The following is a 15,318-nucleotide window of genomic DNA, read 5'->3' on the forward strand; positions in this document are numbered from 1 at the left end:
CTAAATAATATATTTTAATCATCTTAATTTAAAACTTTATTTATTAATATGGCCAAGCTAAAACGTATAACTATGACAAATCTCACACATCTACAAAAAAGGGTTTTAAATGGCATTAAATTCTTTCAAACAGAATACCCTAATGGAGTTCCCTACAACATCCTTAAAATTGATCTGGACCTTCCTGAAGAAGATATTGATCCAGTTTTAGTTTTTTTGGAAAAAGAAGATTACATTTCCCGACAAGATGGTATCCTTCTTATTAGAAAAGAACACGAAATAGATCAAAAAGTTGAAGAGGACGTAAATGTTGGTGATAGGGTAGAAAAAAGTGATAATGGGGATTTGGAAGTAAAAAATCAATTGTCGGACACTGAACAACAGTCCCTGGAAATAATCAGAAAACTAGTGGATGATGAGGGTTATCTTTCCCGTACTTTACTGGAAGGTAACCTCCTCTATGGTGAGTTGATGCTAAGCAGCATCAGAATGTATAATCTAATAACCTCACTGGAGAATAAACAAATTTTAAAGAAGATCCAACTCTCTGATGGGGAGTACTACAAGTTCACACCCTAAATAACTACCTCAAATTCCACAAAACTGCATTAATTATTAAGTCCCTAAGTTTAGGTCCAACTGTAAGGATTAAACTCGGATGGTGGGATATACATCACCTCAGCATAACCCTTCTTCAGGAGTTCTTGGTTCAAGTTGATACCATCCACATAAACCACAGCTAAGGTTCGATGGTATTTATCTCTATTTTTATAATCATCAATGTCCAAACCAACGGTTTTACCCAGACATCTCTTTTTTACAAAGTCTTTAGCAGATTTATATCCAGGTTCTCCCCTTTCTGGTGTGTTCACGCCAACAAAACGCACTCTTCCAACCCCTTCCACGTCTATAGTGTCTCCATCCACCACTTTGTAACATTTGCCACGAACCTCAATATTGGAACGATCACTATCTTTGCTATTGTTAACAGTTTCATTATTTGTTGTTGAGTTTTCAGGAACTTCAAGGGAATTGTTGGTATTGTTTAAGGGGTATAGTGAGTCATCAGACTGATCTAACTTTTTTTGGGCACAACCAGAAATCCCAAGGATTAAGATTAAAATTATTATAACTAAATATGGGAAACGCATTTTTATCATCTTGATTTTGTTGTGTTAATCATTCGGTTTGTTTAATAAAAGATTTTCCTTTGAATTATATGTATTAATTGTAATTTAAGTATTTAATCACTACACACGATGGGGTTAAATGCAATAAAATACAACAGATAAAAACATGATACTGGTAACTGGAGGGGCAGGATACATAGGTTCCCACGCCAATAAGGAACTAAACCTTGCGGAATATGAAACCGTGGTACTGGATAATATGAGCTACGGTCACGAAGATTTCTTAAAATGGGGAGAATATGAAAACGTAGATTTAGGTGATTTAAAATTATTAAGGAACGTTTTTTCAAAATACGAGATAGATGCAGTTATGCATTTTGCAGCATTCACCTACGTAGGGGAATCAGTGGAAGATCCCCAGAAATATTACCTCAACAACTTGCGAAACACACTTAACCTTCTCCAAGTCATGAATGAATTTGAAGTAAAGAAGTTGATCTTCTCTTCTACATGTGCTACTTATGGAAACCCACAAAAAATCCCGATCACCGAATCCCATCCTCAAAACCCTATAAATCCCTATGGTAAAGGGAAGTTTATGGTGGAAAAAATTTTAGAAGATTATAGCACTGCTTATGGTCTCCGATATGTTTCTCTACGTTATTTCAACGCTGCTGGGGCTGATCCCGAAGGTGATGTTGGAGAAAGACACAACCCAGAAACTCATTTGATACCCCTCATTTTAGATGCTGCATCTGGGAAAAGAGAAGATATAAAAATTTTCGGAACAGATTACCCAACTGCTGATGGCACTTGTATTAGAGATTATATACATGTGACCGATCTTGCTGCCGCCCATATAAAATCCCTTAAATATCTGGAAAGTGGCAAAATGAGTGAAATTTTCAATTTAGGAAATGGTAATGGATTTTCAGTTAAAGAAGTAATAGAAGAAGCCAGAAAAGTCACAGGTAGAACGATCAAAGCCACTGAAACAGAAAGACGGCCTGGTGATCCGCCCATCCTAGTTGGAAGTTCAGAAAAAGCACATAAAATCCTGAAATGGCAGCCAAAATATGGTGACTTAACTCAAATCATCAAAACTGCATGGGAATGGTATAAAAAAGATAACAAAATAGGGAAAAAGGATTTATAATATCCTTTTTTTATGGTGATTAAAGGGTCACAGTTATAGAAGCTGATCCATAAGAGTTAGATTGTGATCCTAAAATTTTGCCATCTCTTTTTATAGTAAGACTCATAGTCCCCGAGCTAGCATCATTTTTCCAAGTACTCACAGATAAAACACCAGATACACTACCTAAATTAACTGTTTGTTTTCCTTGACCGGATAATCCACGATACCCAAACGTACCACTTGCTGAACCACCCCAATTACCAGGATAATCTATTTCAAGAATGACATCATTTGGATTGTTGGAATTTGAATCTGATGCGTTAGAAGTGCTTGTATTTGCATCTGATGGGCTTGTATTAGAGTTATTATTTGTAGTACACCCTGCTAAAGCCACAATAATACAAAGAATTGCTACTATTAGCCCTATTTCAATTTTTTTCATCATTTTTACCCTCCTCCTCTCATATTAATAAATAATATTTTTTTCATGATATAATTATATGGTTATAATATTTAAAAATATTAATATCATGGAAAAAACCATCATTGAGGATTATAGTTAGTATAATCCTTTTAGGGGAAAATATTTACAATTATTTCATTTGACAGTTATTTTGCATAATTTTTAAAAGAAAAAAGAAATTTTTAGGGAAACATTTATTTATTTTATTTAAGAATATTCTTTAAATACTCTTTTAGCTCGTCATTAACCTCAGGGTCTTGTAAAGCTATCTCAAGAGAGCTTTTAAGCCATTCTACATTGTTTCCTATGTCATACATTTTGCCGTCGAATACATAACCGTATACCTTGCCTAAACGCCGCATAGCATCGGTGAGTTGTATTTCCCCACCAACACCTGGAGGGATATTTTCAAGATGGTCAAATATCTCAGAATCCAGAACGTAACGTCCGGTAATGGCCAAATCAGATGGTGCATCCTCTGGCCGGGGTTTTTCCACCATGTCCTCAATTTTGTAAACAGCATCTTCAACTTGTTGCCCCTCAATAATTCCATAACGTTCAATTTTATCATGTGGAACCCTTTCTATTGCAATAGCGGATGCATCATATTTTTCATGAACATCCAAGAGTTGTTTGGTGCAAGGAGTTGAAGACTGAGTAATTGTATCTCCTAAAAGCACGGCAAATGGTTGTCCGTCGACGTGTTTTTCGGCACAGAGTATAGCATCTCCCAGTCCTTTCTGTTGCTTCTGTCTAACGTAATAAATATCTGCCATTTCAGATATAGCTTCTACTTCTACCAAGTAATCCATTTTTCCACAGTTACGGAGGGAATACTCCAGTTCAAAAGAACGGTCAAAATGATCTTCAATTGATCGTTTTCCCTTACCAGTTATAATCAATATATCATCGATTCCTGAGGCAACTGCCTCTTCAACCACGTATTGAATGGTTGGTTTGTTATAAACCGGTAACATTTCTTTTGGCTGAGCTTTGGTGGCAGGTAAAAATCGGGTTCCGAGGCCTGCAGCAGGTATAACAGCTTTCATTCTTTTCGCTCCAATATATGATTAACATGATTCAAAATATGTGAATTATTTATGAATCTATAAAAATTTTTTTTGACAATATGATTTTGATAAGTCTTTACTATCAAACTCAATCCATGGTAATGGTTAATAGGAGCGAGATATATAAAACTTTCCAAGACGAATTAAACGGTGTATTTATGATAGACGGCGTGAAACTAAAGAAACTTAAAGTCATCCCTGATGAGAGAGGATGGTTAATGGAAATTTTAAGGTGCGACGATGATATATTTCAGAAATTTGGCCAAGTTTACATGACCACAGCGTATCCGGGAGTAGTGAAAGCATGGCATCTGCATAAGAAGCAGACTGATAATTTTACATGCATCCGTGGTCTGATGAAGGTAGCCTTATATGATAGTAGGGAGGATTCTCCTACTTATGGGGAAATCAACGAGTTTTTCATTGGAGAAAAAAACCCAATGTTAATCAGTGTCCCCCCATATGTTTATCATGGTTTTAAAGCAGTTGGTGACGAAACTGCCTACTTTGTAAGTGTACCCACATTACCATTTAACTATGATGAGCCTGATGAGTTCCGTCTTGAACCAGATACTGATGAAATTCCATATGACTGGATACTGGATAAAAGTAAAAAACACGGATAGAACTTATAACTGGTGATTTTTGTGAGAATAATGATTACTGGAGGGGCGGGATTTATTGGATCCAACTTTGTACACTACTTGTATGAGAATAATGATTATGAATTAGTGATCCTGGACAAGTTAACCTATGCCGGGGACATGGAAAACATCAAAGAAGTCAGTGACAAAGTTGAATTTGTTAAAGGGGATATAGCTGATGATGAGATAGTTTTCAGTACTATGAAAGACTGTGACATGGTGGTAAATTTTGCTGCTGAAACCCATGTAGATAGATCCATACAGGATCCGGGCGTATTCGTGAAAACAGATGTCATAGGCACCTATAACCTCTTAGAAAATGTTCGCAAACACGATGTTGAACGTTACTTGCAAATATCTACTGATGAAGTTTATGGGAGTATAGAAGCGGGTTCATTCACAGAAAAAAGCAATCTTGATCCTTCAAGCCCGTATTCAGCTAGTAAAGCGGGTGGCGACCTCTTGGTAAGTGCTTACTGGAAGACTTACGATACTCCTGTTATTACAACCCGGAGTAGTAACAATTTTGGGCCTCGCCAGTATCCAGAAAAATTAATACCCTTATTCATTATGAATGCCATGCAAGACAAACCGTTGCCGGTTTATGGTGATGGTAAGAATGTCAGGGACTGGATATATGTTATGGATAACTGTAAAGGAATAGAAGTAGCTTTACTCAAAGGTGAACTGGGAGAAGTTTACAACATCGGCGGGGGTAACGAACGAAATAATCTGGAAATAACAAAACTAATACTGGAACTTCTTGGGAAACCAGAAAGCCTGATAACCTTTGTTGAAGACAGGTTAGGTCATGATAGGCGTTATTCTCTTGATTCGGCTAAAATTATGAAGCTAGGCTGGAAACCAGAAACTACTTTTGAGGATGCAATGCAGGAAACTGTAGAATGGTATAAAAAGAACTTTTCAAGGTTTAAATAACCTTTTTATCATTTTTTTATATTTAAATTCACTCAAAATCCACATTTAATTGTTTTAGAATTTTTAAAAAACTTTCATCATCAATTGAACTAATTTTAATAGTTTTTATCCGGCTTTTTTGTCCGGATATGATCTCCACTGGTCGATTAGTTAATTTTGAAAATTCAGTTATCAGTTCTTTATTTGCCTTTCCCTTAGTAGGAACTGACTTGATTTTAACTTCCAGAGTTTGCCTCCACTCATTATAACCGGTGATCTTGAATTTATCTGATTTAGGGGATACTTCTATCTTCACTGTTATCCCATCAGGACTGATCCGAACCGCATGCACTTTAAAAACATCCCAACCATTAATTTAAATGTATGTTTAAGTTGTTATTTGATTTATTTTAATCTATACTGAGATTTAAAATCTATTAGCTGTTTTTTCATCAACTAATGATATTATTTACTATTTAAATCCCTTTTGTCATTAGAGGTAACCTTTAAATAGTGAAAGTGAGAGATGATGGTATGCTTTACTCTCTTGTGTGAGAATCAGCACAGCAGGGGTGGTCGAGCGGTCAAAGGCGCTAGGTTGAGGGCCTAGTGGGTGAGTCCCTTCGCGGGTTCGAATCCCGTCCCCTGCACTCTTTTTCATTGATATATGCGATTAATTCCATTTTTAATCGAACATAATTAATCAACTATTATCTTAACAGTTAATTTTTTTCCTGATTTAAGATCATCCACGAGTTGTTGGTTTAAATCTACTGCAGCCTTATTTGCATTTATCATTAGGGTACGGTTGCATGTATAACTACTTTTACGACAAACCATGTCGGTGGGATGATCCAGTGTAAGTGAAGGGTGACCATATCCTGTGATCTCATCTTCTGAATTTTCTGTTTCCAATATAACTTTGATATGAGTTTTTTCATCACGAATAGCCTCCTTCATCTGAGAAGGCATGTCATTTAATGACACTTTTGAGGCCACTCCAACAATGCAATCTGCTGCAAGTCTTATTTCCTTCTCTTGGGTCACTTCAAATGTGCTGCGATGTTGAGATGTCACATTGGGATGTCCTTTGGCTTCGAAGCTAAATTTCATAATAATCAAGCTCTGTTTTGATGAATTAATCAGATAAAAAAAAATCTATAACTCAATGATTTTATTGATTAATTAAATAATGAATTAGTGTAATGTAATTAATATAGTTAGGATACTAAAATAGATAGAGTATTCTATATCTTCCAGGAGTTTTATCATGAATATAAGTTGTGTTGTAGATAATCGGGCCATTTTTGCTTCAGATTTTTATGCTGAGCATGGGCTTTCCTTATTTTTGGATGATGGGAATGAAAAAATTTTAATGGACACTGGAAAGACTCCCACAGTTTTCAAACATAACCTTAATCTGATGGGTTTAAGTTCTGTGGATAAGGTTGTGCTCAGTCACGGGCACTATGACCACACTGGTGGGATTCCAGCTCTTTTTAACACTGGAACCAAATTTTTCTTACATCCTGATGCGTTAACCCCTAAATATGCTGTATCGGATGAAAACTCACGTTACATTGGGTTTCCAAAATCAGCTGATCCTAATAAATCAGGCATAAAAATGGAGTTTATTACTGAAACCATCAAGATAGGAAGTAATCTGTGGATTTTCAACCACGTAGATAAGTATTGCGATTTTGAAACGATTCCAGGATATCTATCTATTAAAAAAAATGGCAAATATTTAAAAGATAATTTCATTGATGAATTGAATTTGGTTTTGAAAACAGATAAGGGATTGTTGGTTTTGTCTGGTTGCGCTCACCGTGGTATTGTGAACATATTATATTCTGCCATTGAATATTTTCAGGACGAGATATTTGGAGTTATTGGGGGGTCACACTTATTTGGCGCAACTTTGCAGCGAATAGAAAAGACTGTGGATGAATTTAAAAAAATAGACCCTGGCCTTATAGCTTTAGGGCACTGCACTGGATTTGATGCATTATGTATATTTAATAAAGAATTTAACGATATATTCATCCCTCTGGAGTCTGGTCAGAAATTATGGGATTTGAATGATTAACTGAACTGGAGGGGGGTTTAAATATTCTTAAATTTTGATTAATTAATGGTAATAAATAGGGAATAATCATTTATATGAATTCTAAAAACATTCGAAAGGGAACTTACTGTCTTTTAATAAATCTCGAAGCTGATCTACCAATTAAAATTGGTAAAAAAGGAAAAATGAATTTTGATAAGGGATGCTATGTTTATGTTGGATCTGCCATGAACTCCCTAGATGGTAGGATCAGAAGACATTTAAGGAATAATAAGAAACTGCACTGGCATGTTGATTATCTTCTGGATAACCAAAAATCCTCGGTATTTGATGTATATTTATCAGACGATGGAGTTAAACATGAATGTGAACTGGCCAACTATATTGCATGTGCAGGAAAAGAAGTTCAAGGTTTCGGATGTTCGGATTGTAAATGTAATTCTCATCTTGTTTATTTTTCTAATATTGTTGATGCTGAATCTGCATGCTTAAATGCTTTTAAAAAAATGGGATTAGAATTAAAAATTTGGAGATTTAAGTGACTCATTTGAAAAATGAAGGTTAATTAAAAAGTTCTGAAGAACTCTTCAAATTTTTCCGCATCCATGGGTTCTGGAACCACGAATTCCTGGTTATTAGTGATTGTTTTCGAAATTTCAAAATATTTTTTGGCTTGTTCAGAGTCTGGGAATTTCTCTACAACGGTTTTAGCATCAATTTCGCTTTCCTGAACTAATTCACTCCGGGGAATCACTCCTATAACTTGACTTCCAATCCGCCGGGCAAATTCTCCAACAATCTCTGTTTCACGAGGAATGCCTCTACAGTTACAAATTATCCCGCCAAGATTACCATTAAGCTTTTTTATACCCTTAGAAATATTATTGGCAGCATATAGTGCCATGTATTCTCCGGAAGTCACGATGTAAACTTCATCAGCGAAATCTTCCCTTAAAGGTACTGCAAAACCTCCGCAGACCACATCTCCCAGCACATCATAAATTATAACTTCCGGTTCTTGTGAGAAGACTTCCAACTTTTCCAGTAGTTTCATGGCAACAATTACTCCTCTGCCTGCACATCCAACACCCGGTTCAGGACCACCACTTTCCACACACTTCACATTCCCATACCCAGGGAATAGAACATCTTCTTGAGTTATATCTCTTTTTTCTTTTAAAATGTCCAAGATAGTGGGAATCCTGCGCCCTACAAGGGTACGGGTGGTGTCTGCTTTAGGGTCACAGCCAATTACCAACACATCTTTATTTTTGGAGTAGGCTGCAGCCAAGTTGGAGACAATGGTGGATTTGCCAATACCTCCCTTACCATAAATGGCAATGTGTTTGGTTTTACTCATCCCCTCACCATGGCTCCAATAATATCTCCTCTGGTTATGATGCCCACCATTTTCCCAGCACTGTCAACTACGGGCAGTCGTTTTACATCATGAGTATCCATTAACTGCGCTGCATCAGATATATCGGAGTCTGGGTCGATGGTGACAACTTTTTTAGTCATTATTTCTCCAATTAGGAGTGATGCGGCTTTGTTCATGTCTTCAGCAATTTCATCTATCTCGTATTTCATTCGTACTGGTAATTCAATTAAATCAAGTGGGGCTGGTAAGATCAGGTTTATATGGGGGGAGTGAACTTCTATGAGTCGCATGATATCACCTTCACTGATGATTCCTGCGAGTTTTCCTTCTTTATCTACCACCGGCGCTCCACTGATCTTGTTTTCACGCAAACTTCCTGCAACATCAATAATCCGGTCATCTACATTGAATTTAATTATTTCTTTTTCCATAGCGTCCTGAATTTTCATTGTATCAACTCTCCACTATTAATTCGCTAACAATGGCCTTTTTATCATTTAATTTAAAAATTTCATGTAAAAGTTACCTCAGTAATTTTCACTAATTTTTTAAATCGGGTATTTTGAAATTTTTCATATCCTACTCTTTTTTAAGGGCGTATATAAATTCAATATCTATTTTTCAAATATTTTTATTACATCCAAATTTAGGAGTTTTCCTTTATTATTGTAATGGTAAGTTAGCCATTATTTTAGTTTTCTATATGGTCAAGTAGAACTAAAAATGACAAGTTAATAGTTTAAAATTCATTTACAAATAGTTTATAATACAAATTTTACCTTAATGAACTATTATACTAATCTATCAAACTTTTAATTCACGAACAATTGATTTAATGAATTAATAGGCAAAAAAAAGCATTGAAAAATTGTTAGGTGATTTTTTTTAATTACAATGTTAATTTTTTATCAAAGTAATGTTTGTTGAAATTTTTTCACAGTAGGCAAATTTCATCGGCCCATTATCAGATTTTGAGAGTTTTACGTACCATAAATCATTATTTAATTATTGTTGAAGGTATTTTATAAAGTTTAAGACTTAAAAATACTTTTTTTAGCTTTGATAAGCGGGTAGAAGAGGGATTGGTAAAACGTTCACTGGAAAAAGACTGGATAATAATTCTAAAAACTAGCTATATAGTGGGTTTTTGTTCATAAAAAGTCACGTGTTATAGTTGGAGAAAATATCTCGAAGATTTAACTTTACTAAGTTCAAAGGAGTTTGAAGACATTTTTAAGGCTATAAAAATAGTTCATCAAATTAAATCGATTTAAAGAAATTCAGCAAAATACGGTTATTAATTTGAGATTAATTGACAATTTGAACTGGAAATAGTGGAAATGACCATCACTTACATCATATCATACTTTTTGTGGGTGGTCTGGATAATTCCAGAATGTTCACTACCATCCAAGTAATCTGTAGCTTGATAAATACGCCAACTTTCGATGTGTATGGTCTATTGCTATTTGTATGTGATCACCAAGCATGGTGCTAATACTATCAGTAATGCTTTATGATTTCACAGTCACACGAGAATGTATAGTTTTAAGATGGTATTGTTTGTAGTTTCTTCTAGTCTATTGTGGATGATCAAATAGCTTGTTGGAACTTTACCACTTCAAATGGAATTTGAAAAAATATCAGGAAAAATACAATAAACTTCTAAGTATAATATTTCTATCATTTTTAGCGTCTTTTCACACGACGATAAACCAGATCCCCAGGTCTGACTTTATTTTTAATTGAAATACCTATATTTTGTCCTTTCCTACCTTCAAACACATTTTCATGTTCTATTTGGATTGATTCAATTGTTTGGGTTATAGATCCGGTGCTGGGTCCTTCTACAACAATTTCATCCCCAACTGTCAAGTGATTCCATAGGCGTATTTCTGCTGCTTTAACTTTAGAATAATAATTAACCACTTCGCCAACATCTTTTTTTGATAAAGTAGCTTGGTTGTAGCTGCTAGTTTCAAATGGGGGTTTAAAATAAAAACCAGTGTCAAATCCACGATTATAAACCTTTTTTAATTCATCCATCCATTCATCATTAAATTTCCAATTATCACTTTTATAGGAGTCAATTGCTTGTCTGTAAACTCGAGTAACAGTAGCAACATAATCTGCTGGTCTGGCCCTTCCTTCAATCTTAAAAGAAGAAATTCCTGCTTCAATAAGCTTGGGAATGTGTTCAATCATACAAAGATCTCGGGGACTTAGAATATGGCCTTTGAATCCCCCATCACATCCTTTTAAAATATTATCTCCTTTTAAACTAAGCAAATCATCATCATTCTCATTGCTAATCAGTTTCCACTCCTTTCTGCAAGGTTGCAGACATTCTCCACAGTTAGCATTCTTCTGGTAGAGGTATGAGCTTAAAAAACATCTCCCGGAGATAGCCAGACACATGGCTCCGTGCACAAAAACCTCTACTTCCAAGGGACTTTTCCTGATTATTCTTTTTATTTCCTCTAGGGATAATTCACGGGAAAGTATAACTCGTTTAACACCCAAATCTGCCAGAACTTTCACGGATTCAGAATTAGATATATTTCCCTGAACACTGAAATGAACATCAATATCTTCATCCTGTGCAATGTTGAGAACCCCCAGATCCGATGCAATTATAGCATCGGCTCCTGCAGATACGATATCAGGTAAAATAGTATTGAGGTGTTCAATATCCCTATTATTCATCACCGTGTTGGTGCACACATAAAGACGAGCATTTTGACTGTGACAACGATCAGACGCTTCTTTGAGTTTTTTCATGGTGAAATTAGGTGCGTGTGATCGCATATTGTAATTTTCAACCCCTATATATACTGCATTAGCACCATTCTTCAATGCTGCCTCTAGTGCAGTAAAATCTCGGGCTGGAGCTAGTAATTCTACCATGAAATCACTTTTAATCCTTAGAAAATAGCATGATTAAACTTTTTATAAAATTAATCAGTTTAAACAATTCGAAATGGAAAAAAATTTGATTAACACTTGCAAGACTCATATTCATCAATATCACTGGGAAGTTGGGTTGGATACTCTCCGGTGATGCATCCAAGACATAATTCATTCTTCTTAATTCCAATACATTCCACTAGGGATTTTGTACTTAGATATCCTAGTGAGTCAACCCCTATGGTTTGTCTGATTTTTTCCACTTCTTTATCAGAAGCTATGAGCTCTTTACGAGTGGCCATGGCAATGCCATAATAACATGGAGAAATAATGGGTGGTGATCCAATACGTAGGTGAATTTCTTCTACACCCGTATCACGGAGCACATTAACCAATGCTTTAGATGTGGTTCCTCGTACAATGCTGTCATCCACAAGTACGATGCGTTTACCCTCAAGTTCTGACTTGATGGGATTCATCTTCAACTTGACTGATGTTTCACGCTCTTCTTGGGTGGGCATAATAAAGGTCCTGCCGATGTAACGATTTTTGATTAACCCTTCACCGTAAGAAATCCCTGATGCGCGAGAATAGCCTATAGCTGCGGTGATTGCTGAGTCAGGCACAGGCATCACAACATCCGCATCAACAGGGTGCTCTCTATAAAGTGCATGTCCAATATTAAGTCGCACATTATAGACAATTCTCCCATCCAAGATACTATCTGGACGGGCAAAATAAACATATTCAAACATACAATGAGCTTTTGATGTGCCAGGGTTTTGTGGTATTTTGAAACTATTTATTTCATCGTTGATAACCAGTATCTCCCCGGGTTCCACATCACGAACGTATTCAGCTCCCACCACATCAAAAGCAACAGTTTCCGATGCTACAATGGTGGTTCCTTCACGTTGGCCTAAAGCTAGAGGTTTGATGCCAATGGGATCCCTTACCACCATTAAATCATCATTAACTAACAAAGCCAGTGAATATGAGCCTATAAGTTTTTTTGAAACTTTTTTTATGGATTCGACCATGTTTTGTGTTTGGGAGTACTCTCGGGTTAACATATGGCAGATAACTTCGGAGTCAGTTGAGGATTGAAATATTATTCCTTCTTTTTCCAGTTTCTGACGAAGCTCCATGGAATTAATAATATCTCCATTATGAGCTATAGCTATTGTTCCCAAGTCAAATTTTCCAATAAATGGTTGGGAGTTTTGAATTTGGGATTTGCCTGTTGTTGAGTAACGCACATGGCCTATGCCAACATTTCCATCTAATCCGATCAAGTTCCCATTGTTGAAAACATCACACACAAGCCCCATACCTCTGTAAGTACGCATTTCCGAACCATTATGGGCAGATATGCCTGCGGACTCTTGTCCTCGATGTTGCAAAGCGTATAATCCATAATATATTTCTCTTGATATGTTGTGGGACTTATTCTTAGAGTAAGCACCTACGATACCGCATTTATCCTGCACTTGGAATTCTCCATAAAGTTATATTTGAGGGTGATCTTTCTAAAAAAAGAGATGAAAAATAATTCATAACATGACCTTTAACATTACTCTTTGAGTAAACTAGGAATGAATTTCTCATCACCTATTTCTTCCTTAAGATCTTCTATTTTTGAATCGTAAAAAATAAGTACCGTGCGAATAACTTTTAACCAGTCTACAGCATCTTTTTTTGAAGGAGCAGCAATGAATCCCTGTCCTAAAATAATGTTATCAGGTTTAAATTCGCTAGTTATAAAAGTAATAAGTTCTTCTTCTTCTAAGGTTTCATTAAAGTTTTCTTTCCACAGTTCATTCAGAAGAAATGTTTCATACAGATTTTTCTTCAATATAATTCTGTGTTTATTTTTAATATCAGCATACTTGTTTTTAATGGTTTTCAAATCTTCCTGGAGTGATTTTTGTTTAAATTCAAGTCTTTCAAGGGAAGATGTTAATTCTTTGTTTTCTTTTGCTGTTTTTTCCTTTTCTGAAGATAAATTGTCAATATCTTCTTTCAAGTCTGTTATTTGATTTTCAGATTGTTTTAGTTGGTCTCTGAGTTCCTGGATGCGTCCGATATTACCTATAGATATCAAACCAGAACGAATAATCGCATTCTTAATTTCCTTTCGGATAAGAGCAGGGTCGATGTATTCCACGTCGTGACCGAAAGGGAGTTTCATCCTTTCTATATGGCCTACTTCTTTTTTTAAAACCGTCTGAAATTTGTCCGCTAGTTCTCTTCCAGGAGCATCCACATCGGTGGCGATCAAAATGATATCCGCACCACGTACTGCTTTTTTCGCGATTTCAGTATTAGTGGTGGGTATGATGGAGGAGATGGTTATATGGTACTCAGCTCCAAGGGCAATGTTCTGCAGAGCCCTGGAAACATTTTCTACATCAGATGCTCCTTCCACAATGATACGCACATCGATGGGATTTCTCATTTCCATTTACTTCAACCTGTAGCCGTTAAGCTTCTTGTTCTGCCAGTTGTAGCTTCGGATTCTTTTAGATCTTCCGAATCCACAAGCAGCGCAGTAGCGCTTCCTGGCATTGTATGAGTTTTTCCCACATCTTCTGCAACGGATATGGGTTTTTTTGTTACGTTTACCAAATGAAGGTGTACCTTTCAATTTTTATCCTCCTAAAAAAATATCCCAGCTATTTTACTGGTATTTGTCTATCCTGGTGATATGTAGACGATGTTATCCCCGCGTATGAGGACTACACCTAACCTTCTTGATGATTCACCGCTTTCTAATTCTTCGGCATCATTTAGAACTAAATTCATATGCATATCAAAGCTTTCAAGAACTCCACGGAATTCTCTGCCACCTTTAAGTTTAATTAGCACTTGAGAGTTAAGAGCTTTACCTAATACATCTAATGGTCGTGATGTATTCACATTCTTCTGTACACTCACTATTATCACCTTTCCTATACCATCAATGTAGTTAAGATTTATATTTAAATGTACCGCCATCATAAATATTAAAAACAAAATGGAAACTAGAATTGGGTGATTTTTAATTGAAAATTAAAAAGAGATATTATCTCAAGAAAAGAAAATTAAAGGAAATCAAAGCTAATCTTGGACATTATAGTTTCTTAATCCCCCCCAAGTCCAAAGTTGAAATATTGGAAACCGAACTTCCTGACTTGATCTTGATTGATGATGAACCCCTTTTAATGATCCTCAATGGTGAACCATTTCCTACACTTAAAGGAGCCCTCAAACGACCTATGGAGGATCATGTTGTGGTTGTGGACATGGGTGCAGTGAAATTCATGGCCAATGGAGCAGATGTAATGTCTCCAGGGGTTGTGAAAGCTGACATAAATATAGCAGAGGGAGACACAGTTATAATTGTTGATGAAAATCACCATAAACCCTTGGCTATGGGTATAGCCATGATATCAGGAGAAGAAATGGTGAAAAATAATAAAGGTAAGGCAGTAAAGACTCTTCACTATATTGGGGATAAGATTTGGAATTTTGAGATAGGGTAATGATTAGGCTATTTGGAAAACATTCAACACAATAATTGAATTTGAGGAATTATTTTATATATTATGCCCAACTTT

General features: G+C 35.9%; 19 protein-coding genes and 1 tRNA gene. 8 read left to right on the forward strand and 12 right to left on the reverse strand.

Annotated elements, in window-relative coordinates:
• Nucleotides 1-72: 72 nt before the first annotated feature.
• Entirely contained in the window at nucleotides 73-579 is a 507-nt protein-coding gene (locus GXZ72_07160) for a hypothetical protein (protein ID HHT19322.1), read from the forward strand.
• A gap of 50 nt (nucleotides 580-629) precedes the next feature.
• Here the strand turns inward: GXZ72_07160 and GXZ72_07165 are convergent, their stop codons facing one another.
• Nucleotides 630-1,151, reverse strand: coding sequence for a thermonuclease family protein (locus GXZ72_07165; protein HHT19323.1), 522 nt, complete (start codon nucleotides 1,149-1,151; stop codon nucleotides 630-632).
• Between the two features lie 145 nt (nucleotides 1,152-1,296).
• Between GXZ72_07165 and galE the strand changes: the two genes are divergently transcribed.
• A complete protein-coding gene (galE, locus tag GXZ72_07170; GenBank protein HHT19324.1) occupies nucleotides 1,297-2,286 on the forward strand; it encodes a UDP-glucose 4-epimerase GalE in 990 nt (329 codons plus the stop codon).
• Between the two features lie 19 nt (nucleotides 2,287-2,305).
• Here galE and GXZ72_07175 read toward each other — a convergent pair whose 3' ends face one another.
• Nucleotides 2,306-2,710: a hypothetical protein gene (locus tag GXZ72_07175; GenBank protein HHT19325.1), complete on the reverse strand. Its 405-nt coding sequence runs from the start codon at nucleotides 2,708-2,710 to the stop codon at nucleotides 2,306-2,308.
• Between the two features lie 224 nt (nucleotides 2,711-2,934).
• Complete coding sequence (galU, locus tag GXZ72_07180) at nucleotides 2,935-3,780, reverse strand: UTP--glucose-1-phosphate uridylyltransferase GalU (protein HHT19326.1); 846 nt, start codon at nucleotides 3,778-3,780, stop codon at nucleotides 2,935-2,937.
• Nucleotides 3,781-3,959: 179 nt separating this feature from the next.
• On the opposite strand from galU, the gene GXZ72_07185 reads away from it, so the two are divergent.
• Both GXZ72_07185 and rfbB read left to right on the forward strand, forming a co-directional pair.
• On the forward strand, nucleotides 3,960-4,427 hold the full coding sequence (locus tag GXZ72_07185) for a dTDP-4-dehydrorhamnose 3,5-epimerase (protein HHT19327.1): 468 nt from the start codon (nucleotides 3,960-3,962) through the stop codon (nucleotides 4,425-4,427).
• A gap of 21 nt (nucleotides 4,428-4,448) precedes the next feature.
• Nucleotides 4,449-5,384 carry a dTDP-glucose 4,6-dehydratase gene (rfbB, locus tag GXZ72_07190; GenBank protein ID HHT19328.1) on the forward strand — a complete coding sequence of 312 codons (936 nt, stop codon included), beginning with the start codon at nucleotides 4,449-4,451 and terminating at the stop codon, nucleotides 5,382-5,384.
• Between the two features lie 28 nt (nucleotides 5,385-5,412).
• Here the strand turns inward: rfbB and GXZ72_07195 are convergent, their stop codons facing one another.
• The gene (locus GXZ72_07195; GenBank protein HHT19329.1) at nucleotides 5,413-5,715 is read right to left on the reverse strand and encodes a YggU family protein; all 303 of its coding nucleotides are present in this window, start codon (nucleotides 5,713-5,715) and stop codon (nucleotides 5,413-5,415) included.
• A 214-nt stretch (nucleotides 5,716-5,929) separates the two neighbouring features.
• On the opposite strand from GXZ72_07195, the gene GXZ72_07200 reads away from it, so the two are divergent.
• Nucleotides 5,930-6,013: transfer RNA gene (locus tag GXZ72_07200), tRNA-Leu, on the forward strand.
• Nucleotides 6,014-6,062: 49 nt separating this feature from the next.
• Here the strand turns inward: GXZ72_07200 and GXZ72_07205 are convergent.
• Nucleotides 6,063-6,476, reverse strand: a complete 414-nt coding sequence (locus tag GXZ72_07205; protein ID HHT19330.1) for a DUF371 domain-containing protein — start codon at nucleotides 6,474-6,476, stop codon at nucleotides 6,063-6,065.
• A 157-nt stretch (nucleotides 6,477-6,633) separates the two neighbouring features.
• On the opposite strand from GXZ72_07205, the gene GXZ72_07210 reads away from it, so the two are divergent.
• Together GXZ72_07210 and GXZ72_07215 are read left to right on the forward strand one after the other, a co-directional pair.
• On the forward strand, nucleotides 6,634-7,452 hold the full coding sequence (locus tag GXZ72_07210) for an MBL fold metallo-hydrolase (GenBank protein HHT19331.1): 819 nt from the start codon (nucleotides 6,634-6,636) through the stop codon (nucleotides 7,450-7,452).
• A 74-nt stretch (nucleotides 7,453-7,526) separates the two neighbouring features.
• Complete coding sequence (locus GXZ72_07215) at nucleotides 7,527-7,973, forward strand: GIY-YIG nuclease family protein (protein HHT19332.1); 447 nt, start codon at nucleotides 7,527-7,529, stop codon at nucleotides 7,971-7,973.
• Nucleotides 7,974-7,996: 23 nt separating this feature from the next.
• Here the strand turns inward: GXZ72_07215 and cfbC are convergent, their stop codons facing one another.
• The 7 genes from cfbC to GXZ72_07250 form a co-directional block, all read right to left on the reverse strand.
• Entirely contained in the window at nucleotides 7,997-8,791 is a 795-nt protein-coding gene (gene cfbC, locus GXZ72_07220) for a Ni-sirohydrochlorin a,c-diamide reductive cyclase ATP-dependent reductase subunit (GenBank protein ID HHT19333.1), read from the reverse strand.
• A complete protein-coding gene (locus GXZ72_07225) occupies nucleotides 8,788-9,261 on the reverse strand; it encodes a CBS domain-containing protein (protein HHT19334.1) in 474 nt (157 codons plus the stop codon). The genes cfbC and GXZ72_07225 overlap by 4 nt, the downstream gene beginning before the upstream one ends.
• A gap of 1,240 nt (nucleotides 9,262-10,501) precedes the next feature.
• The gene (locus tag GXZ72_07230; GenBank protein HHT19335.1) at nucleotides 10,502-11,719 is read right to left on the reverse strand and encodes a U32 family peptidase; all 1,218 of its coding nucleotides are present in this window, start codon (nucleotides 11,717-11,719) and stop codon (nucleotides 10,502-10,504) included.
• An 89-nt stretch (nucleotides 11,720-11,808) separates the two neighbouring features.
• Entirely contained in the window at nucleotides 11,809-13,209 is a 1,401-nt protein-coding gene (gene purF / locus GXZ72_07235) for an amidophosphoribosyltransferase (protein ID HHT19336.1), read from the reverse strand.
• A gap of 83 nt (nucleotides 13,210-13,292) precedes the next feature.
• The gene (locus tag GXZ72_07240; GenBank protein HHT19337.1) at nucleotides 13,293-14,183 is read right to left on the reverse strand and encodes a topoisomerase; all 891 of its coding nucleotides are present in this window, start codon (nucleotides 14,181-14,183) and stop codon (nucleotides 13,293-13,295) included.
• A complete protein-coding gene (locus GXZ72_07245; protein ID HHT19338.1) occupies nucleotides 14,184-14,366 on the reverse strand; it encodes a 50S ribosomal protein L37e in 183 nt (60 codons plus the stop codon). It abuts the gene before it with no gap.
• A gap of 47 nt (nucleotides 14,367-14,413) precedes the next feature.
• On the reverse strand, nucleotides 14,414-14,656 hold the full coding sequence (locus tag GXZ72_07250; GenBank protein HHT19339.1) for an RNA-binding protein: 243 nt from the start codon (nucleotides 14,654-14,656) through the stop codon (nucleotides 14,414-14,416).
• 107 nt (nucleotides 14,657-14,763) lie between these two features.
• Here GXZ72_07250 and GXZ72_07255 point away from each other — a divergent pair, with 107 nt between their 5' ends.
• Complete coding sequence (locus tag GXZ72_07255) at nucleotides 14,764-15,243, forward strand: DUF1947 domain-containing protein (GenBank protein HHT19340.1); 480 nt, start codon at nucleotides 14,764-14,766, stop codon at nucleotides 15,241-15,243.
• Nucleotides 15,244-15,318: the final 75 nt, after the last annotated feature.

Origin of the sequence: Methanobacterium sp. (assembly GCA_012838205.1) — an archaeon.
Classification (GTDB): Archaea; Methanobacteriota; Methanobacteria; order Methanobacteriales; family Methanobacteriaceae; genus Methanobacterium.